This is a genomic window from Mycobacterium sp. SMC-17, assembly GCF_045310915.1.
Lineage (GTDB): Bacteria > Actinomycetota > Actinomycetes > Mycobacteriales > Mycobacteriaceae > Mycobacterium.
Window position 1 is genome coordinate 17,035 of record NZ_JBJIAK010000010.1, and the last position, 19,659, is coordinate 36,693.

Here is a 19,659-nt window from a genome sequence, read left to right on the forward strand (position 1 = left end):
AATATGGCCATCACCTTCAACCACACCATCGTCCACTCGACCGACCGCTCGGCCGCGGCCACCTTCTTCACCGAGCTCTTCGGTTTGCCTCCCGCCCAAGAAGGCGGGCCATTCCTCGCCGTCGAACTGAACCACGGCGTCAGCTTGGATTTCGCCCAGGTCCCAGAGGGGACAAACGTCGTCCCGCAGCATTACGCGTTCCTGGTGTCCGAGGATGAGTTCACCGCGATCTACGGCCGGATTCGCGAACGCGGACTGCAACATTGGGCCGATCCGCGCGGCCAGCATCCCGGCGAGATCAATCGCAACGACGGTGGCCGGGGCGTCTACTTCCAGGATCCCAGCGGGCATTACCTGGAGATCATCACCCGGCCGTACGGCTCAGGCGGCTGAGCACCCGGTCCGCCAGTGTCACGGCGCCCGGGCCACGCAACCGGGGCAACACCTTCGGCCGGTTGCCGAGCACCGAGATCAGCTCGGCGGCCGTGCCCTCCACCGCCGGCCCGGTCGTGCCGTGACGCCAGCCGGTGTCGACGGCGCTGAGCTGAAGACCCCGGCTGTTGCGGTATGCGGGGACGAACGGGTTGGGGAAGGCGACTTGGGTGTCCAGGACCGCGTTGAGCAGGTGGGCCGGGATGTCCGGTTCCCGGCCGACGGCGAACAGGATGTCCAGCTCGTGGGTGATGTGGTCGCCCAGCAGTAGCCGGGCCGGAAAGTATCGGCCGACGCCGGCGGGACGGGCGCTGACGGCTCGGAAATCGTCCAGCAGGCGTTCGGCGCTGCGGCCCCGTGCGCGTTCGGTGGCAGTGGCGGTGTTGGCGCGGTCGAAGTCGCGGTGCCGGATCATCTCCCCCACGAACGCGCCGACGGGATGACTGCATCCGACCACCAGATGTCCCAGCACGTCGCGGTTGCTCCACTCCACACACAGGCTCGGTGCGGCCCATTCTTGCGGCGTCAGGCCGGCAACGACGTCGGCGAATCGTTCGTCGTTGGCGCGCAACGCATCACGCGCGGACATCAGAGGTGCTCCGTCAGGAAGGCGAGCTGATCGTCGAGTACTCGCCGCACCAGCGGCGGGTGGTAGATCGCGAAATGGTCGGATGCGTAGTGCCGCGCGATCCCGCGCGGCGCTCGCTCGGCCACCGCTTGGGCGTACCGCGGATCCATCAGCGTCTCGTCATCGCAGACGCACACCAGGAGGGGCGCCTGGACCGTCGCGGCATGGCGCAGCGCCGATCTCGTGATCAGCAGCGCGGCGTCGACCGCGGTGATCCGATTGTCGAACGCGGTGCCGGCCGGCACCGTCGACCGCCACCCGTTCTCGGCTCCGGGCACCGTCACGAGCGCGTCGGTCCCGGGCTGTCCCACGATGGGCACGTAGCGACGTCCGCGCCGGAGAAGCGCACGCACCGCGTCGTGGACGATCGCCGGTGTCAGCCGCAGCGCACCCCGGATGCCGACGCTGCGGGCCGATGCCGGCCCGTGAGTGATGGGACATTGCACCACCGCGGCGGCGATGTCGGTGCGGCTGCCGGCCACCCGCACCACGTTCATGCCGCCGAGGCTCGTGCCCCACAAGCCGATGCGGTCGGCGTCGACTTGCGGGTGCCGCTGTAGGTAATCGATTGCGGCGTCGACGTCCCGGCATTGTTCAGGAATCGAAATATGTTGCCGCGGTTCGCCTTCGGAGGCCCCGTTGAACCGGTAGTCGAAGGACAAGGTGGCAATGCCCGCGGCGGCGAAATGCTGTTCGTACTGCGACAGCATCATGTCGCGGGTGGCGCCGAGACCGTGCACCAGGACGACGGCGGGATGCGGACCAGGGGTCGACGGCAACGTGAGCCACGCGGCGCAACGGTCTCCACCGCTGACGAAGTGCAACTGCTCGACCGGGATCGCTGATGTCATCTGAACTCCTCACATAAGTACGCTGTACGTATCGTCTACACTTCAACACGTACGACGTACTCGTCAAGGGGGTGCTCATGCGCGCACGGTTCACCACGGACGAAATCGCTTCCGCTGCACTGCGAATCGTCGACGAATCCGGTTTGGCGGCGCTCAGCATGCGGTCCCTGGCCGCGGCACTCGGCACGGGGCCGATGACGATGTACAACTACGTCGCCGACAAAGAGGGCCTGGAAGAACTCGTCGTCGCCGCGGTGTCCGCCGGGATCGAGGTGCCCGAACCCACCGACGACTGGGCCGCTGATGTCCATGCAACGGCGTCCGCGGTGTGGCGCGGCGTGCGGGCCCACCCGGCCGCCATCCCCCTCGTCCTGACCCGGCGAATGGCGTCGGCCACGGGGTTCGCTGCCGCCGACGCGCTCGTCGGCGCGCTCGAGCGGGCCGGCCTGTCCGACGCTGCCAGGCTGTCCGCGTTTCACGCGGTGCTGGGATTGGTGACCGGCTCGGCTCAGGCCCAGCTGGCCGGGCCGTTCTCGGGCGACGCCGCCGAGACTGCGGCCCGGATCGGGTCGGCAGCCGGAGTCCGGTACCCGCACATCGCCGCACTGTCCGAGGTGGCCGCGACCGTGTCGGTCGAGGACGACTTCGACGGCGGGCTGCGGATGCTGATCGCGGGCATCGCGGCGGCGGGCAGGTAGCGGCCGCTCATCCGCCGCGAGCGCGACGTAACTGCACGCGAATCACGGTGTGTCGGCGTACAAACACGGCCGCTCGCGGCAATGAGGACTAGCTGTAGCGGCAATGAGGGCTAGTTGTAAATGGGGGCTAGCTGTGGCCGCGGCGGGCTTCCTGGGTGCGGTAGTCACCTGCCAGCGTGCTGACGTGGTCTGGAAGCTTGCCCGTGGCCACGTCGGCGAGGCTGGTCTGTTCCAGCACCGAGCGCATGCTGGCGCGCAGGGCGCGCCACACATCGGTGAGGGCGGCCGTCGGCCCGGAGTACGGCAGATCGCCGAGTCCGATGTCGCGGACGCTCGCCAGCGGGCCGTCGATGCAACGCAGGACGTCGGCGATGCTGATGTCCGCGGCCGGCCGGGCCAGCTCGTAGCCGCCGTCGCGGCCGCGGTGGCTGCGCACCAGACGGTCGGTGCGCAGGTTGGTCAGGATGTCGACCAGGAACTGCGCGGGGATGCCCTGCGCCTTGGCCAGGTCCTCGGTCTTGACCAGCGCACCGGCGTCGGCGGCGGCCAGTTCGACCATGGCGCGGACGGCGTACTCCGCCTTGGCTGACATCCGCATCAGCCAATCATGCCATTCCGGGCCGGATTAGTCCGGAATAGCTGCGACGTTGGGCGCGACCACCGCCACCAGATCGGCCAGGCCGGCGAGGCTCGCCGCCTGCAGCGCCGCGGCCGGCACCGCCTGACCGTCGGGCCCGGCCAGGGTGCGCGTCGCCGTCGCGGCGGCCACGACCGTCGGCGCGTACCCGAGGCTGAACGCGCCACGGGCGGTGGAATTCACGCACATGTGCGTCATGAAGCCGGCGAGCACCAGGTTCGACGCGCCCAACGCCTTGAGCCGCTCATCGAGATCGGTCTGCACGAACGAGTTCGGGAACTGCTTGACGATCACCGGCTCGTCGCCGCGCGGCGCCACCCGGTCGACGATCGCACCGGACTCGCCCCCGATGTCGTACAGCGAGCCCGGCCCATCGTCGTGCTGGATGTGGATGACGGGGATGCCGGCCGTGCGGGCACGGTCGAGCAGTGCGGCAGTCTCATCGAGAGCGTCCTGCACACCCTCGAGCTCCATCACCCCTTGCGTGTAGGTGTTCTGGCAGTCGATCAGAACCAGGGTCGAGTCCGCGAGGCCGACCGGTTCGACAGGCAGGCTGGACAATTCACGCAGGGTGGGGCGAGTCATGTTGTGAGCCTAGTGGCGTGCGGTGGCAGTTAGGCTGAATTGGTGGGGCTACCGGACTGGTCGAGGCCGAAGATCCTGCTGGCGCTGCTGGCTGTCACCGTGCCGATCTTGGTTCTCATCGCCATCAACAAAGCGGACAGTTCGAGTGCACCGCCGCAGCAAGAGGCCAGCGCCGACTGCCGGCAGGTCGACCAAGCAGTGCGGCATTGGTCAGAGGCTTTGCCCGCCATTCAGTTCGGACTGACCCGCTCCGCCGATGCCGCCGCCATTGCCCGTGACTCTGCCACCGCGGCGGCCGCAGTGCGCAGTGACGCGGCCTCGATCACCGATATGACCTTGCGTGACAAGGTAACCGCACTGGCAGACAAACTCGACATGGTCAGTCGGGGCAGGCCGAGTGCCCCACCGGACTGGCGTCCCGACCAGACCTTCATGGATGGATACCACCCGATGACGACGCTCGTGCACCAGCTCAAAGTCGCGTGCCCGAACGTCGGCAACGATCCGGCGCCGGCCGGGCCGCCCACCCTGCCGACGAATTAGCTTCGGCGGGAATCGCTTTCGACGTCCCCCGCCCGAGGCTAGTTGTTGCCGTTGAGACCCGGATGCAGACCGGGTGCGACGCTCGGTGCGCCCGGCGCGGTGACAGCCGGACTGAACAGGTTGCCTCCGGTGGGGCTGATGCTCTTCTCCGTCGGCGTCGCCGATGGAGACGGCGACGAGGTCGTCGTCGTTGTGGTGGTGGTCGACGGCGACTGCCCGCCGTTGTTGCTACAGCCCGCGGTGAGCACGCCCATGGCAAGGAGGGCGGCGCCGCCGGCCGCGGCCATCAGACGACGAGTGGACAGATGAGTACGCATACGAACACAAACTAGCCCTGACCGGCTGTTATCGCCACCGATCGATCAGCGGGCCGATTCCTGCCCCAGGATCGCCGCGCCCAGCCACCGCCGGATGAACGCCCGCAACTCGTCGGGAGTGCGCCCGTCCCCTGCCGGCGCGAGGAAGTAGGACAGCATGATGCGCAGCGTGAATTCGACCAGCTCGCGCAGCGCCGCGTCGTCGTATCCGTAGCTCGCCCAGTCGACGTCGAACCGGGTGATCATCTGCATGCCGAAGTCCTGCGCCTCGGCAGACGCCATGTCACTGCTGTGCGCGCTGACGTACGGCGCCGACATCAGGATGCCGAGGTGCGGTGTCCGGGCCACGGCGTCGAGTGTGTAGAGCACGCCTTCGGTCATCGCGTCGGCGGGATCGTGAATCCCCCGCACGTGCTCGCTGAGCTGATCCAAAAAGCCTGCGACCGAGGCGATGGCGGCGGCGCGCATCAACTCGTCGGCCGTCGGGAAGTACCGGTACACCGTCTGGCGGATGACGCCGAGCGATTCGGCGACGTCGGCGATCGTGATCGCGGTGCCCGTGGTCGCGAGCAGCTCGACTGCCGCGGCGACGATGCGGCGGGTCGCCTCGTCGTCATCGGCGGGCGGCTCCCCTCCCCAACCGCGACGTTTGCGTGCCATCCGCCGGACGGTACACGGCCGGCACCGCGCCGGGCATTGACGGATGTTCGCCAACACTGTAACCATACACAGGCGACATAGTTTGTATGATTACTGATCGAGGTGCCCAGTGACCGATCTCCAGGTCCGCAAGATGCGGTTCGCTTTCGCGGACCACCCCGTGCCCTTCCTCTGGAACGAGACCAACCCCGCGTTCTCCGCAATGGCAAATGCCGTGTCCTTCTTGGCGATTGCGTTCGAGAAGATGATCGTCAGCACCATGGCCGAGGCCAAGCCACTGCTGACCGACCCGGTGATCGCCGAAGAGGCCGACGCCTTCGTCCGCCAGGAGGGGCAGCATTCGATGGCCCACCGGGCCCATGCGCGCGGCCTCATCAAGGCCCACCCGGAGCTCAAGGAGACCCTCGACGAGGTGATCGCCGCGTTCGACGACCTCGTCGCCAACAAGCCCCTCAAATATCGGCTGGCCTACACCGCCGACCTGGAGGCGACGTTCACGCCGGTCTTCAAATTGATGCTCGACCACGACGACACGTTGTTCGCGCCAGGCGACGACCGCGTCGCGTCACTGTTCTTGTGGCACTTCGTCGAAGAGGTCGAGCACCGGAGCTCGGCGCTCATCATCTACAACGGCCTGGTCGACGATCCGTGGTACCGCATGCGGGTGGCGCCGTCGATCTTCAAGCACGTGATGGATTGCGTGCGGATGGCGTGCAACGGGTTCAACAAGCATCTGCCGCTGGAAGTCCGCAAGGTCGACGCGCTGTCGGCGTTCGCGCTCGAGCGCCGCAAGAACACGATCCTGAAGAAGCTGGGCCGCATCCCGGACTTCGGGCCGTTCACGAGCGCGTTCCACGACCTGCCGGTCCGCGAGCAATTGGTGGCGCTGTCAGGCATCGTCCGCAGCCAGATTCCGGGCCACAACCCGGAGCACGAGAAGCTGCCCGCACTCGCGGCCGAATGGTTCGATCGCTACGACGCCGGCTACGACGTCACCCACTGGTACACCGCCGGAAAGCAGAGCGCCCATGTCTGACCTGTGTTCCCCGACGTTCGCCGATCTCGCCGGGCGCCTTGGCTTTTCCTGCGACACGGCCGGCGGCCTGCTCGAGGTCCGCAATCCCCTGCAGCTGGAGAACTGGACCCTGCCGGTCCTGGAGTTGACGGTGATCACCGGCGCGGTGCTGACCCTGGTCTACGCGATCATCCGGCTGCGCCGCCACGGTGACGCCACCAACATCGCCCTGTGGTTCGGCGCCGTCGCCTACCTGCTGATCATCGAGCCGCCGCTGTACTTCCCCGCAGCCTTCGGCATCGCCGACCGCGTCGACACCATGTTCGCGCACAACGTGTTCACGTTGGACTTCCTGTGGGGCCGGCTGCCGCTGTACATCGTCGCGATCTACCCGATGATGGCGACCGTCGCCTTCGAAATCGTGCGCAGCCTAGGGGTTTTCCGGCGGTACGGCACCCTGGTCGGCGCCGTCTGCGTCGGGTTCGTCCACCACGCGTTCTACGAGATCTTCGACCATCTGGGCCCGCAGCTGCGGTGGTGGGAATGGTCGGTGCACAACCCGATGAACCAGCCGATGTTCGACTCCGTACCGCTGCCCAGCGTCGTCGTCTTCGCCGCGCTGTGGCCGATGTCGCTGGCGCTCTGTGTGCAGTTCTTCGTGGGCCGGCACGCTGATCGGGGCCGCCGCTTCACCGGTTTCGAAATCGTCTGGCGCACTGTGGTTGCCGGGGTGTTGGCTTCACTGGGTACCGCGATCCTGCCGCTGCCCGCGACCGTGATCGGCGGCGTCACCGGCAGCAGCACCGCGGGCGGTATTGCCTACGCGGCGGAACTCGTGGCGGTGTGCGCCGTGGCGGTCTGGGCGCTGGTGACGCAATGGCGCCGGCTGCGCGGCACCGTCGCCAGCCCGACCGAACCGCGCTACGTGAGCCCGCCATGGCTGATCGGCTACGCCGTCGCCTACCTGGTCGTCATGGCGGCGCTCTGGCTCAGTGCCCTGCCCGCCTACTTCGGCGCGGTCAACGGCGTTACCGCGCACGGGGATCCGATCGGCAGCCTGTGGTACACGGCGGCGTGCTTTGCGATCGCGATCGCCTGCCTCGTCGCGGTTCGCACCGTTGCACCAGCGAAAGCCAATGCGCCGCTGCCGGTTACCGCGTCGGCGTAGCTCGATAGGCCCCAAGAGAAATCCGTAGCTTCAATCACGAGGCACTCTCGACTGTCATTGTTGAAGCCAGGGACGTTTTCGGGCCGTCAACAGTCCCTGGCTTCAATAACCATCGGCACATCACCACTTCGGCTGCACTGAGGGATTTTTCCCGCTACGGAGTCTGCATGGCTGGACGCAGTCGTCCGAGATGCGCGAAATGGCTGTGGGAACATGCGTCCCCACAGCCATTTTCGTCGATGTCGCGAGAGCTACTGCGTCGCGGTGATCGCCAGCACCCGCTCGGCCAGTTCCGGCCGGCACACCACCAGGTCGGGCAGCTTCGGGTCCTCGCGGTTGTAGACCAGCGGCGAACCGTCGATCCGCGAGGTGTGCAGGCCGGCAGCGCGGGCCACCGCGACCGGCGCGGCGGAGTCCCACTCGAACTGACCACCGGCGTGGACGTAGACGTCGGCCCGGCCCTGGATCACGGCCGCGACTTTGGCTCCGGCCGAGCCCATTTCGACCAGGACTCCGTCAAGGGCGTCACGCACCGCGAGCGCGATGGCCGGCGGGCGGGTGCGGGACACCACGATGCGCGGCGGACCGTCGACCGCGAAGGGCGCGGCCACCTCGGGCGTGTGCAGCGTGGTGTTCTGCGCGGGCAGCGCCACGGCGCCGGCGACCAGCTCGCCGGATTCCCACAGCGCCACGTGCACGGCCCAGTCGTCACGGTCCAGCTCGGAGAACTCGCGGGTGCCATCGAGCGGGTCGATGATCCACACCCGGTCGGAGGTCAGGCGGGCGCTGTTGGCCCGTTCCTCCTCCGTCGCCTCCTCCGAGAGCACCGCGTCATTGGGACGCAAGCGTGCGAGCTCCGTCATCAGGAACTCGTGAGAGCGCTTGTCCCCCGCCGCTTTCCGCTCGGAAGCGTCGGCCGTGGCGAACTCGGCCCGCACGTCCAGCAGCAGGTCACCCGCGCGGGTGGCCAGCCGCTCGGCAACCTCGTGATCGGTCATCGCGGCGCCACCAGCATGTCGACGACGCGCTGCGCCTGAGCATCCAGATCACCCGGCACCAGCGCCAGGTCCGGGTTCTTCGGCCGCTGGTACGGGCTGTCGATACCGGTGAAGTGCGTGATCTCACCGGCACGCGCCTTGGCGTAGAGCCCCTTGGGATCGCGGGCCTCGCAGTCGGCCAGCGGGGTGTCCATGAACACCTCGAAGAACTCGAATCCCTGGTCCGTGTGGACCTTTCGCGCCAACTCACGGTGCTCTTCCAGCGGGCTGATCGCCGGCACCAGCACGATCTGGCCGGAGTCGGCCAGCAGCGTGGCGATGTGGGCCAGGCGGCGCAGGTTCTCCGAGCGGTCGGCCATGGAGAAGCCCAGGTCCGAGTTCAGCCCGTGGCGCAGGTTGTCGCCGTCGAGAACGTATGCGGGACGTCCCAATTCGAGCAGCTTGCGCTCCACCAGCATGGCGACCGACGACTTACCCGAGCCGGACAAGCCGGTGAACCACACCGTGCTGCCCTTCGACAACCGGTCCTCGGCCGTGACGAGGTTGGCGTGCCGCACCGCGTTCGGGCTGGCCGACCGGTTGGCCGCCGGCGTGGTGTCACGCACCATGCCCGCGGCGACGGTGCCGTTGGTGTCCGGGTCGATCAGGATGAACGAGCCCGTCACGGCGTTGCGCGAGTACTCGTCGAGCAGCAGCGGCTGCTGCGTGCGCAGCGTGACGCGGCCGAGTTCGTTGAGCTTCAACGCCGTTGCGCTCTTGTCGCGGTGCAGGGTGTTGACGTCCAGCCGGTAGTCCAGGTCCGAAACCCGGGCCCGCGTGGTGCGGGTGGTGTGCTTGATGATGTAGTCCCGGCCCGGCTCGAGGCTCGCGTCGTCGGACATCCAGCACACGGTGGCGTCGAATTCCTGCGTGGTGTGCGGCTGGTTGTGCACACGAGCGATCATGTCGCCGCGCGAGATGTCGATGTCGTCGGCCAGACTCACCGATACCGCCATGGGCGCGAAGGCCTCCTCGAGCGGCCCGGTGGGGCCGTCGATCGCGGTGATGGTGCTGGTCTTTCCCGTTGGGAGAACGACGATCTCGTCGCCGGGGCGCATGACGCCACTGGCGATGGTGCCCGCGTAGCTGCGGTGGTCGGCGTGCTCGTGGGTCTGCGGGCGGATGACGTACTGCACCGGGAAGCGGACGTCCATGAGGTTGCGGTCACCGGCGATGTACACCTCTTCGAGGTGGCTCAGCAGCGACGGACCCTCGTACCACGGCGTCTTGTCCGACTTGGTCACCACGTTGTCGCCGGCCAGCGCCGACAGCGGGATGGTGGTGACGTCCTGGATGTCCAGGCGGGCCACGAACTCGTGGAAGTCGTCGCGGATCTTCTCGAAACGCTCACGGTCCCAATCGATCAGGTCCATCTTGTTGACCGCCAGCACGATGTGCTGGATGCCGAGCAGCGAGGCCAGGAAGGCGTGCCGGCGCGACTGCTCCAGCAGCCCGTGGCGGGCGTCGACCAGCACGATGGCCAGCTGCGCCGTCGAGGTGCCGGTGACCATGTTGCGGGTGTACTGGATGTGACCCGGGGTGTCGGCGATGATGAATTTCCGCTTGGCCGTGGCGAAGTAGCGGTAGGCGACATCGATGGTGATGCCCTGTTCCCGCTCGGCGCGCAGGCCGTCGGTGACCAGTGCGAGGTCGGTGTAGCCGTGGCCGCGTTCCTTGGAGGTGCGCTCGACGGCGGCCAGCTGGTCCTCCATGACGGCCTTACTGTCATAGAGCAGCCGGCCGATCAGCGTGGACTTGCCGTCATCGACGGAGCCAGCAGTGGCGATACGAAGCAACGTTGCCATATCAGAAGTAGCCTTCCCGCTTACGGTCTTCCATGCCGGCCTCAGAAATCCGGTCGTCTGCGCGGGTCGCGCCGCGCTCGGTCAGTCGGGACACCGCGGTCTCGGCGATGACTTCCTCGACGGTCGAAGCCTCCGACTCGACGCAACCGGTGCAGGTGACGTCACCGACGGTGCGGAACCGGACGGTCTTGGTGATGACCGGCTCGTCGTCGTTCGGCTTCAGGTATTCGTGCACGGCCAGCAGCATGCCGTCGCGCTCGAAGACCTGGCGCTCGTGCGCGTAGTAGATGCTCGGCAGCGCGATCTCCTCGGCGCCGATGTAGGCCCAGATGTCGTACTCGGTCCAGTTCGACAGCGGGAAGACGCGGATGTGCTCGCCCTTGCGGTGCCGGCCGTTGTACAGGTTCCACAGCTCGGGGCGCTGGTTCTTGGGGTCCCACTGGCCGAACTCGTCGCGGAAGCTGAAGACACGCTCCTTGGCGCGGGCCTTCTCCTCGTCGCGCCGGGCGCCACCGAAGGCGGCGTCGAACTTGTTCTCGCGGATGCCGCGCAGCAGCGACACAGTCTGCAGCGGGTTACGCGAGGGACCGTTGTCGACGACGCGTCCGGCGTCGATGTCGTCCTGCACGCTGGCCACGACCAGGCGCAGGTTGTACTTCTCGACCAGGGCGTCGCGGGTGGCGATGACCTCTTCGAAGTTGTGGCCCGTGTCGACGTGCATGACGGGGAACGGCAGGCGGCCCGGCGCGAACGCCTTGATGGCCAGGTGCAGCATCACGATCGAGTCCTTGCCACCGGAGAACAGCAGCACCGGCCGCTCGAACTCCGCGGCGACCTCGCGGATGATGTGGATGGCCTCGGCCTCCAGCGATCGCAGATGGCTCAATTCGTATTTGGCGGCCCGCTGGTCCACCTTGGACGCCTCGGCGGCGTCGGGAGTGACGGTCATCATTTCCCCGTAAAGTTGGTAGAACTGGTCAAGTTAAGAACCATGGTCGGAATTTACGTGCCCGGTGGCGCAGTGTCAACGGTTGTAACCACCGAGATCAGGTGGAACAACGCCGCCGGCGGCTGCCGGCTTCCCGATCGCCGTCTCTGCCCGAAGGAGCACCCCACCCCACGCTTCACGCCGGGTCGCCATCACTACCTGCCAGGTAATTGAACCGACTACCCGCCGCGCGCAGACTTCCATGACATGAGCCCGAGTACCGGCGCCGAGGTCATGGCGCAGTTCATCCCGCAGTCACCGCTCGTCGCCAAGCTGGGCATCGTCGCCGAAGCACTCGACGCCCCGGAGGTCCGGTTGCGGATGCCGTGGGACCCGACCAACACCACGCTGGCCGACATGGTGCACGGCGGCGCCATCGCCGCACTGGCCGATGTCACGGTCATGGCGGCGGCGTGGTCGACCGAACGCGAACCCGAATCGCTTCGCGGGGTGACGATCTCGATGTCGGTCCAGTACCTGGCGCCCGCCCGGTCGACCGACCTGATCGGTGTCGGGCGCGTGCTGCACCGCGGAAAGTCCTTGGTGCACTGCGAGGTCGAGATCGAGACACCGGGCGGCGACCCGGTGGCCAAGGCCGTCGGCACGTACAAGATCGGCTGAGCGAGGCCGCCCGATCGAGGCCAACGAAACGCAATGCCTCGGATCGCAGTCACCTGCTGACTGCAATCCGAGGCATAGACGCGTGCTCCGATCAGTGGGGCGCCTCGAGGTCGTAGACCGTCGCGCCACCGACGTCGAGCTTGGCGAAGTGCCCCGTCACCCATGCGGTGATCTCGGCGGCACTACCCCGCTCACGCCGGGGGCCGCCGGGCCCCTTGTGATCGCCGGCGATGAAGTAGTGGATCTGGCCGTCCTCCACGTACCGCTGGAACTGCGCCAGGGTCGGCGCGTTGTCCCCGCCGGAGAATCCGCCGATCGCCATCAACGACTTGCCGGTGCTCAACTCCAGATCGCCGGCCTGGAAGGACCCGACCGTCGCTGCGGCCCAACGGTTGTCGGCACCGCGGATCAGGTTCTCGAGTTCGGCGTTGGGGCCGTCGCGGTGCGGACCACCCGGGCCACCACCCGGCCACGAATCACCGCCGGGCCGCGGCGGACCTGACATCGAGCCGGGGCCACTGCTGTGGGCCGCGGCCACGTTGTAGATCGTGAACGACGCCGACCCGGCCAGGGCCGCGGCGACCGCGATACCGGCGACGACGGCCGTGACCCGTCCGGAGCGCGCCCCGACCGCCACGACGGCCACCGCCGCCAGGACCGCCACCACCGCGATGGTCCACCGCAGGGCGGGCATCCAGTCCGGGGTGCGGGACAGCAGCGCGAACGCCCACCCGGCCGAAACGACCAAGATTAGTGCGAGCAACAGCCGTGCCGACAACGTCTCCCGGCGCTGCCACAGCTGCGCGACCACCATGCCGGCCAACGCGGCGACCGCAGGGGCGAGCGCGACGTTGTAGTACGGGTGCACCGTGCCGTCCATGAAGCTGAACACCGCACCGGTCACCAGAAGCCAACCGCCCCAGAGCAATACACCCGCGCGTGCCAGGTCGGTCCGCGCGGCGCGGCGACTGGTCCACAACAGCAGCACGAGACCGAGCAACGCCGCGGGCAGCAACCACGACACCTCGACGCCCATCGACGGGCCGAAGAGCCGGGTGATGCCGGCGTGGCCGCCGAAGAAAAGGTTGTCCCGCATGCCGCCGCCGGGGCCGCCTGGGCCGCCGCTGGGACGGTCACCGCCGGTGATCCGCTCGATGCCGTTGTAGCCCAACGCCAACTGCAGCAGGCTGTTGTCGGTCGACCCGGCGATGTATGGACGGGCGTCGGCCGGCCACAGGCTGACCAGCGCGATGTACCACCCGGCCGAAACCACCACGGCCACACCGGACATCAGCAGCGCGCTGATCCGGCGTCCCACGCTGAACGGCGCGGCGACGAGGAATGCCAGGGCCAGACCCGGTACCGGCAGGAAGGCCTGCAGCATCTTGGTCAGGAAGGCGAAGCCGACGATGACGCCCGTCAGCGTCATCCACCGCGCGGACACGGCGAATTCGGCGGACTGGATGGCCCGCACCGTGCAGTAGGCCGCGCTGATCAGCAGCAGCACGAGCAGCGCGTCGGGGTTGTTGAACCGGAACATCAGGGCCGCAACGGGAGTCACCGCCAGCACCAGACCGGCCAGCAGTCCGGCGGCCGCGCCGCTGGTGCGACGGACCGTCGCGTACAGCATCCCGACCGACGCCACACCCATGAGGGCCTGCGGCAGCAGCATGCTGAACGCGCTGAATCCGAACAGCCGGCCGGACAGGCCCATCAGCCACAGGGCGGCCGGCGGCTTGTCGACCGTGATCGCGTTGCCGGCATCGAACGATCCGAACAGCAGCGCCTCCCAGTTCTGGGTGCCGGCCTGGGCCGCGGCGGCGTAGTACGAGTTGGCCCAGCCCGACGAGCCGAGCGCCCACAGGTACAGCACGGCCGTCCCGGCCAGCAGTGTCAGCAGCGCGGTCCGTTCCCAGACCGGGCGTCCCCACACGGCCGGGCGGCGGCGAGCCTTCGGCAGGTGAGCCTTGGCAGGCGCGGTGGCGATCACGAGCGGGTCTCCTCTGAAGCGGTTGGTAGGCAGGTCAATTCGCGCACTGGGTGGACGCTCTAGCTCTGACGCCGCGGGTGGAACACCCAACCGCGCAGCAGCACGAACCGCACTGCGGTGGCAACCAGGTTGGCGGCCACCAGCACGCTCAGCTCGAGGAGATGGTGGGCGTGCGGCGCGAACACGTGCAGCCCGGCCAGCGCCCCGCTGGTGATGGTCAGGGCGATACCGAAGACGATCAATCCCTCGAACTGGTGCCGGGTCGCACTCGCCGCTCCCCCACCGCGGACGCCGAACGTGAACCGCCGGTTGGCGGTGGTGTTGACGATCGCGGTGAGCAGCAGGGCGATCAGGTTGGCGGTCTGCGCGCCGAGCGCGGTGTGCATCATCATGAACAGCAACAGGTAGGCCAGCGTCGAGGCGACGCCGATGGTCCCGAAGCGGACGACCTGACGCAGCAGCGAGCCGGGCGCGGCCGCCTTGGTCGACGAACCCAGCTGGGCGGCAATCGTGTTCACCGGGATGCTGCCGTTGGCGAAGCCGCGCAGCAGGCGGCCGACGCCCTTGAGGTCGGCGGCCGCGGTCGCGATGATGTCCACGCGGCTGTCGGGGTCGTCGACCCAGTCGACGGGGACCTCGTGGATGCGCAGTCCCGTGCGCTCGGCCAGCACGAGCAGCTCGGTGTCGAAGAACCAGCCGGTGTCCTCGACGAGCGGCAGCAGCGCCTGGGCCACGTCGGCCCGGATGGCCTTGAAGCCGCACTGGGCGTCGGAGAACTTGGCCGACAGTGCCCCGCGCAGGATCAGGTTGTAGCAGCGCGAGATGAACTCCCGCTTCGGCCCGCGCACGACGCGGGAAGACCGGGCGAGCCGGGTGCCGATGGCCAGGTCCGAGTGGCCCGAGATCAACGGGGCCACCAGCGGGCCGAGGGCCGCCAGGTCGGTGGAGAGATCGACGTCCATGTAGACGAGCACCGGGGACTGCGAGTGCGACCACACCTCGTGCAGCGCGCGGCCGCGGCCCTTGAGCTCGAGCCGCACGACGCGGACGTTGTCGAACTCGAGGGCCAGCTCGGCGGCAACCTGTGGGGTGGCGTCGATGCTGGCGTTGTCGGCGATGGTGATCTGCACCGGGTACGGGACGTGCTCTTCCAGGTGGCGGTGCAGGCGGCGGATGCAGCCGGGCAGCGCGACCTGCTCGTTGTAGACGGGCACCACGATGTCCAGCACCGGGACGCCGGCAGCGCGTGCGGCGAGGGCGGCATTTGGGCGCGTAGTGAAGCGTTGCTCGGCGTCGCGCTCGACCAGGTTCGTCATGACATTGATTTTTGGACCGCAGCTTTAGGCCGCCATGGGCTGAAGCTATGGGCCAGCTATGTGTTTCGAGCCGCCGACCGCCCGCACCGCGGGATCAGCGCGGCCGGGTCAGGTCGTAGACGACGGTGTTGTCCACAGTGGTGGCGGTGAAGTGTGCGCTGACCCAGGTGGCGATCTGCCGCGATTCCTGCTTGTCATCGTCCTGGCCGTGGTGTCCCCAGCCCATGTTGATGTCGCCTTCGACGAAGTAGTGAATCTGTGCGGCGGCGACGTACTGCTGGAACTGCGCGAGCGTGGGCGCGGGGTCGGTGCCGTTGAAGCCGCCGATCGCCATGACCGGGACGCGGGCCGCCAGCTGGTAGCCGGCGGCGTTGGTGGAGCCGATGACGGCGGCCGCCCAGCGGTAGTTCGCGGCGTCGGCGCTCAGCAGTGCGCTGACGGCAGCGCTGGGCTTGGGAGACTCGAAGAGCCCGCCGCCCGGCCGGAAGCCTTGCGGCGGAGCGCCCATCGCACGACCCGGCCCACCGGCGGGGCCCCGGGCCTTCATGCGCCCGGGAGGAGGCGGCCCCCACCCCGAACCGTGTCCGCCGGGCCCGCTCACGGACGGCATCGCCCCGGTATGCGAAACACCAGCGGTGGCAATCGAATACGCAGTGGGTGCCGCTAGGGACACCAGGACCGTGACGGCCACCACCAGGCGTGCGGGGCCGAATCGCGGCGGCGCCAGCAACAGCAGTGCGGCGACGGCGCCCACGATCAGCACCGAGGTCCGCAACCAGCTGATGTCAGCGCGACCCAGCAGTATCGCCGCCACCGCCGCCGTGGCCACCACGGTGCCGGCCATGGTCAGCCGGGCCACCAACGCAGTGCGGTTGCGCCACAACAGAACCGATCCGATACCCACGCACGCGCCGATGGCCGGCGCCAGCGCGACCGTGTAGTACTGGTGCACGATGCCGTTCGCGAAGCTGAACACCGCGGCGGTGAGCACCAGCCACCCGCCCCACAGGATCAGGGCGCCCCGCGTCGCATCGGTCCGCGGGGCGCGCCGCGTGAGTACCAGTCCCGCGACCAGACAGATCAGTGCCGCGGGCAGCAGCCAACCGGCGTAGCTGCCCATGCTGGCGCCGATTAGCCGGTCCCAGCCGACATCGAAGTTCGGGTTGCCCAGGCCACCGGGCTCGTTCCCGTTCAGCCGGCCCACACCGTTGTAGCCCAGTGCCAGTTCGATGATCGAATCATGTTGCGATCCGCCGACATACGGGCGCGACGCGGCCGGCCACAGCTCGACCAGCGCCAGGTACCAACCGCCGGAGACGACCATCGCGGCGGTGCCGCCGAGCAGCCGCCACAGCCGGGTACGCACCGGAGACGGCCCGGCGACCAGGTACGCGGCCGCGAAGGCCGGCAGCACCAGGAACGCCTGCAGCATCTTGGCCAGGAACGCGAACCCCGCGGCCACCCCGGCGGCGACCAACCACCAACGGCCCGCGTCCTCTTCGCAGGCACGCTGCACGCAGTAGGCACCGATCACCAGCAGCAGGACCAGCAGCGCGTCGGGATTGTTGAACCGGAACATCAAGGTGGCCACCGGTGTCAGCGCGAACACCACACCGGCCAGCAGGGCGGCGGCCGGCCCGGCGGCGCGGCGCACCGCGGCATACAGCACCGCCACCGCCGTCACACCCATCAGGGCCTGCGGCACCAGGATGCTCCAGGAGCTGAGCCCGAACAGCCGCACCGACAGGTCCATCACCCACAGCGCGCCGGGAGTCTTGTCGACGGTGATGGCATTGCCGGAGTCGCTGGCGCCGAACAACATTGCGGTCCAGTCACTGGCACCGGCCTGCGCGGCCGCTGAATAGAAGCTGTTGGCCCACCCACTCACCGACAGGTTCCACAGGTACAACACAGCGGTACCCGCCAGCAGGAGTCCGAGCTGGAGTTGTTCGCCGAGCGGGCGGCGGCGTAGTTCGCGAGTCACCAGTCTCATTGTGGGAGCGTTGATTAGGCGGACGTCGAGGCAATGCTGTGCAGCGGCTGTGAGCCTGCGGCCGCCGGGCCCGCGGGCAGGCGCACGGTGAAGACCGTCGCGCCGGGTCGGCTGTCGACGCTGATGGTGCCGCCGTGCGCTTTCACGACCGCGGCGACGATGGCCAGCCCCAGGCCGGTGCTGCCGGCCTGCCGGGACCGCGACGAGTCGCCACGGGCGAACCGCTCGAACACCTCGGGCTGCAACGTCTTTGGAATCCCCGGGCCGTCGTCGGCGACGCTGATCACCGTGGCGTCCGCATCGGCGGACAGCGCGATGGTCACCGACGTACCCGCCGGCGTGTGCGTGCGCGCATTCGCCAGCAGGTTCACCAGCACCTGGTGCAGCCGCGCCGGATCGCCCTCGATGGTGACGGGTTCCTCCGGCAGATCCAGCGACCAGTTGTGGTCGGGGCCGGCGACGTGGGCGTCGCTGACCGCGTCCACGACCAGCTGGGACAGGTCGACGTCCTCCATCTCCAGCGGCCGGCCGGCATCGAGACGGGCCAGCAGCAGCATGTCCTCGACAAGTCGGGTCATCCGGACCGTCTCGGATTCGACGCGGTTCATGGCGTGCGCGACATCGGCGGGCAGTTCGTCGCTCTTGCGTTGCGCCAGTTCGGTATAGCCCCGGATTGCGGCGAGCGGCGTGCGGAGTTCATGACTGGCGTCGGCCACGAACTGGCGCACCCGCGTCTCACTGGCATGACGGGCTGCGAGCGCGCCGGCGATGCGGTCCAGCATGCGGTTGAGCGCCGAACCCAGCTGGCCGACCTCGGTGTGCGCGGCGACGGGATCGACGTGCACGATCTCCGTCGGCAACTGGACTTCACCGCGGTCCAGTTCCCGGTCGGCGACATCGCGCGCGGCCGCGGAAACCCGTGACAGCGGGGCGAGTTGGCGGCGGATGATCCACACCCCGACCACCGTCGCCCCGATCAGCGCCAGCGCGCCCACCGCACAGAACATGCCGAGCACCCACAACAGCGTGTTGTCGACGTGCCGGGTGGGCAGGCCGGTGACGATGGTCTGCGGACCGCCGTGCCGGGGATGCAGGCCGATGACCCGGTACGTTCCGACACCGTCGATGTCCATGGTGCGGATCTTCCGATCCGGTCGCACCTGCGCCAATTGTGCTGTGGCCGTGGTGGTCACCGAGTCACGACTGCCCTCGGAGGTGATGACACCGGCGTCGACCTGGCCACGGAACACCACCGCTCCGATGGTGCCGACGGCCTGTCCGGGCGCGTTGAGGAAGCCGGGACCGGGGCCGGCTTCGGGGTCGAAGCGCATCCGGAAATGCGGATCCATCGACGGCCGCGGCACCCCACCGGTCAACGGCGGCGCCATGGGCGGCGGTGGCAGCTCGAAAATGGCGGCCGAGCGCCGGCCCGCCTCCAGCACCTGGTCGTCCAGCTGATGCAGCAGAAAGCGCTGCAGCGCAAACTCGGTCGCGGCGCCGACGCCGACGATGACCAGCGCCAGCAGCAGAACCTGGGTGACCAGCAGCCGCACCCGCAGCGACCAGGTGCGCGGCTGCCAGATGCGCGTGCCGGCCTCAGCGAGCGGGTCGGAGGACATATCCGGCGCCGCGCAGCGTGTGGATCATGGGCTCGCGGCCACTGTCGATCTTCTTGCGCAGGTACGACACGTAGAGTTCGACGATGTTGGAGCGGCCGCCGAAGTCGTAGCTCCACACGCGGTCGAGAATCTGGGCCTTGCTCAGCACCCGCTTGGAGTTGCGCATCATGTACCGCAGCAGTTCGAACTCGGTAGCGGTCAAGGTGATCTGTTCGCCGGCGCGCGTCACCTCGTGACTGTCCTCGTCGAGCACCAGGTCGCCGACGACGATCTGCGCGTCACCGGCCTCATTCGCCACACCGGTGCGGCGCAGCAGCGCGCGCAGCCGCAGCACCACTTCCTCGATGCTGAACGGTTTGGTCACGTAGTCGTCGCCGCCCGCGGTCAGGCCGGCGATGCGGTCCTCGACCGAATCCTTCGCGGTCAGCAGCAGCAGGGGCAGGCCCGGGATCTGTTCGCGCAGCTTGCGCAGCACATCGAGCCCGCTCATGTCGGGCAGCATGACGTCCAGCACCACCACGTCGGGCGGGTTGTCCTTGGCCAGCGCGATCGCCGTCGCGCCGTCGCCGGCCGTGGCGATGTCCCAGCCCTCATACCGCAGTGCCATGGACACGAGCTCGGCGAGGACGGGCTCGTCGTCGACCACGAGGACGCTGATCGGCTTGCCGTCGGCCCGGTGCATGACGACACGCGGGGCTTCACTGTCACGGGCGGTGCTGCTGGGACCTGTCACAGATTCCATTATTCGCACCGGTG

Annotated in this window: 20 protein-coding genes; 6 read left to right on the plus strand and 14 right to left on the minus strand. The window is 68.4% G+C overall.

Features of this window, described 5'->3' with window-relative positions; genetic code table 11:
- The first annotated feature begins 3 nt into the window (after positions 1-3).
- The gene (locus ACJH7A_RS09070; protein ID WP_318986544.1) at positions 4-393 is read left to right on the plus strand and encodes a VOC family protein; all 390 of its coding nucleotides are present in this window, start codon (positions 4-6) and stop codon (positions 391-393) included.
- Here ACJH7A_RS09070 and ACJH7A_RS09075 read toward each other — a convergent pair.
- Entirely contained in the window at positions 365-1,021 is a 657-nt protein-coding gene (locus ACJH7A_RS09075; RefSeq protein WP_406801819.1) for a maleylpyruvate isomerase family mycothiol-dependent enzyme, read from the minus strand. The genes ACJH7A_RS09070 and ACJH7A_RS09075 overlap by 29 nt on opposite strands.
- Positions 1,021-1,911 carry an alpha/beta fold hydrolase gene (locus ACJH7A_RS09080; RefSeq protein ID WP_346416901.1) on the minus strand — a complete coding sequence of 297 codons (891 nt, stop codon included), beginning with the start codon at positions 1,909-1,911 and terminating at the stop codon, positions 1,021-1,023. The genes ACJH7A_RS09075 and ACJH7A_RS09080 overlap by 1 nt, the downstream gene beginning before the upstream one ends.
- Positions 1,912-1,988: 77 nt before the next feature.
- Between ACJH7A_RS09080 and ACJH7A_RS09085 the strand changes: the two genes are divergently transcribed.
- Entirely contained in the window at positions 1,989-2,609 is a 621-nt protein-coding gene (locus tag ACJH7A_RS09085) for a TetR/AcrR family transcriptional regulator (RefSeq protein WP_406775630.1), read from the plus strand.
- A 127-nt stretch (positions 2,610-2,736) separates the two neighbouring features.
- Here the strand turns inward: ACJH7A_RS09085 and ACJH7A_RS09090 are convergent, their stop codons facing one another.
- Together ACJH7A_RS09090 and ACJH7A_RS09095 are read right to left on the minus strand one after the other, a co-directional pair.
- Positions 2,737-3,207, minus strand: a complete 471-nt coding sequence (locus ACJH7A_RS09090) for an RrF2 family transcriptional regulator (RefSeq protein ID WP_212812542.1) — start codon at positions 3,205-3,207, stop codon at positions 2,737-2,739.
- 27 nt (positions 3,208-3,234) lie between these two features.
- On the minus strand, positions 3,235-3,831 hold the full coding sequence (locus ACJH7A_RS09095; RefSeq protein WP_406775631.1) for a cysteine hydrolase family protein: 597 nt from the start codon (positions 3,829-3,831) through the stop codon (positions 3,235-3,237).
- Positions 3,832-3,873: 42 nt separating this feature from the next.
- Between ACJH7A_RS09095 and ACJH7A_RS09100 the strand changes: the two genes are divergently transcribed.
- On the plus strand, positions 3,874-4,374 hold the full coding sequence (locus ACJH7A_RS09100) for a hypothetical protein (protein WP_346416904.1): 501 nt from the start codon (positions 3,874-3,876) through the stop codon (positions 4,372-4,374).
- A gap of 38 nt (positions 4,375-4,412) precedes the next feature.
- On the opposite strand, the gene ACJH7A_RS09105 is transcribed toward ACJH7A_RS09100, so the two are convergent.
- Positions 4,413-4,691: a hypothetical protein gene (locus tag ACJH7A_RS09105; protein WP_212812546.1), complete on the minus strand. Its 279-nt coding sequence runs from the start codon at positions 4,689-4,691 to the stop codon at positions 4,413-4,415.
- 45 nt (positions 4,692-4,736) lie between these two features.
- Positions 4,737-5,351 carry a TetR/AcrR family transcriptional regulator gene (locus tag ACJH7A_RS09110; protein WP_318986551.1) on the minus strand — a complete coding sequence of 205 codons (615 nt, stop codon included), beginning with the start codon at positions 5,349-5,351 and terminating at the stop codon, positions 4,737-4,739.
- A gap of 109 nt (positions 5,352-5,460) precedes the next feature.
- Here ACJH7A_RS09110 and ACJH7A_RS09115 point away from each other — a divergent pair, with 109 nt between their 5' ends.
- On the plus strand, positions 5,461-6,387 hold the full coding sequence (locus ACJH7A_RS09115; protein WP_212812548.1) for a metal-dependent hydrolase: 927 nt from the start codon (positions 5,461-5,463) through the stop codon (positions 6,385-6,387).
- Entirely contained in the window at positions 6,380-7,534 is a 1,155-nt protein-coding gene (locus ACJH7A_RS09120; RefSeq protein WP_346416908.1) for a hypothetical protein, read from the plus strand. The genes ACJH7A_RS09115 and ACJH7A_RS09120 overlap by 8 nt, the downstream gene beginning before the upstream one ends.
- A 251-nt stretch (positions 7,535-7,785) precedes the next feature.
- Here ACJH7A_RS09120 and ACJH7A_RS09125 read toward each other — a convergent pair whose 3' ends face one another.
- Genes ACJH7A_RS09125 through cysD form a run of 3 tightly spaced genes read right to left on the minus strand, consistent with a single transcriptional unit; the run spans position 7,786 to position 11,328 of the window.
- A complete protein-coding gene (locus ACJH7A_RS09125; protein WP_346416909.1) occupies positions 7,786-8,532 on the minus strand; it encodes a 3'(2'),5'-bisphosphate nucleotidase CysQ in 747 nt (248 codons plus the stop codon).
- Positions 8,529-10,376: a sulfate adenylyltransferase subunit CysN gene (gene cysN / locus ACJH7A_RS09130; RefSeq protein WP_346416910.1), complete on the minus strand. Its 1,848-nt coding sequence runs from the start codon at positions 10,374-10,376 to the stop codon at positions 8,529-8,531. The genes ACJH7A_RS09125 and cysN overlap by 4 nt, the downstream gene beginning before the upstream one ends.
- 1 nt (position 10,377) lies before the next feature.
- Positions 10,378-11,328, minus strand: coding sequence for a sulfate adenylyltransferase subunit CysD (gene cysD, locus ACJH7A_RS09135; RefSeq protein WP_212812552.1), 951 nt, complete (start codon positions 11,326-11,328; stop codon positions 10,378-10,380).
- 243 nt (positions 11,329-11,571) lie between these two features.
- On the opposite strand from cysD, the gene ACJH7A_RS09140 reads away from it, so the two are divergent.
- Entirely contained in the window at positions 11,572-11,985 is a 414-nt protein-coding gene (locus ACJH7A_RS09140) for a PaaI family thioesterase (protein WP_110772304.1), read from the plus strand.
- Between the two features lie 91 nt (positions 11,986-12,076).
- On the opposite strand, the gene ACJH7A_RS09145 is transcribed toward ACJH7A_RS09140, so the two are convergent.
- The 5 genes from ACJH7A_RS09145 to ACJH7A_RS09165 all read right to left on the minus strand — a co-directional run bounded on the left by ACJH7A_RS09145 (position 12,077) and on the right by ACJH7A_RS09165 (position 19,585).
- The gene (locus ACJH7A_RS09145) at positions 12,077-13,975 is read right to left on the minus strand and encodes a glycosyltransferase family 39 protein (RefSeq protein ID WP_371824522.1); all 1,899 of its coding nucleotides are present in this window, start codon (positions 13,973-13,975) and stop codon (positions 12,077-12,079) included.
- 59 nt (positions 13,976-14,034) lie between these two features.
- A complete protein-coding gene (locus tag ACJH7A_RS09150; protein WP_212812553.1) occupies positions 14,035-15,291 on the minus strand; it encodes a bifunctional glycosyltransferase family 2/GtrA family protein in 1,257 nt (418 codons plus the stop codon).
- Between the two features lie 94 nt (positions 15,292-15,385).
- Positions 15,386-17,284, minus strand: coding sequence for a glycosyltransferase family 39 protein (locus ACJH7A_RS09155; protein ID WP_406775632.1), 1,899 nt, complete (start codon positions 17,282-17,284; stop codon positions 15,386-15,388).
- Positions 17,285-17,298: 14 nt separating this feature from the next.
- On the minus strand, positions 17,299-18,903 hold the full coding sequence (locus tag ACJH7A_RS09160; protein WP_212812555.1) for a cell wall metabolism sensor histidine kinase WalK: 1,605 nt from the start codon (positions 18,901-18,903) through the stop codon (positions 17,299-17,301).
- Complete coding sequence (locus tag ACJH7A_RS09165) at positions 18,881-19,585, minus strand: response regulator transcription factor (RefSeq protein WP_212814924.1); 705 nt, start codon at positions 19,583-19,585, stop codon at positions 18,881-18,883. Before ACJH7A_RS09165 ends, ACJH7A_RS09160 begins: the two co-directional genes overlap by 23 nt.
- Positions 19,586-19,659 lie beyond the last annotated feature (74 nt).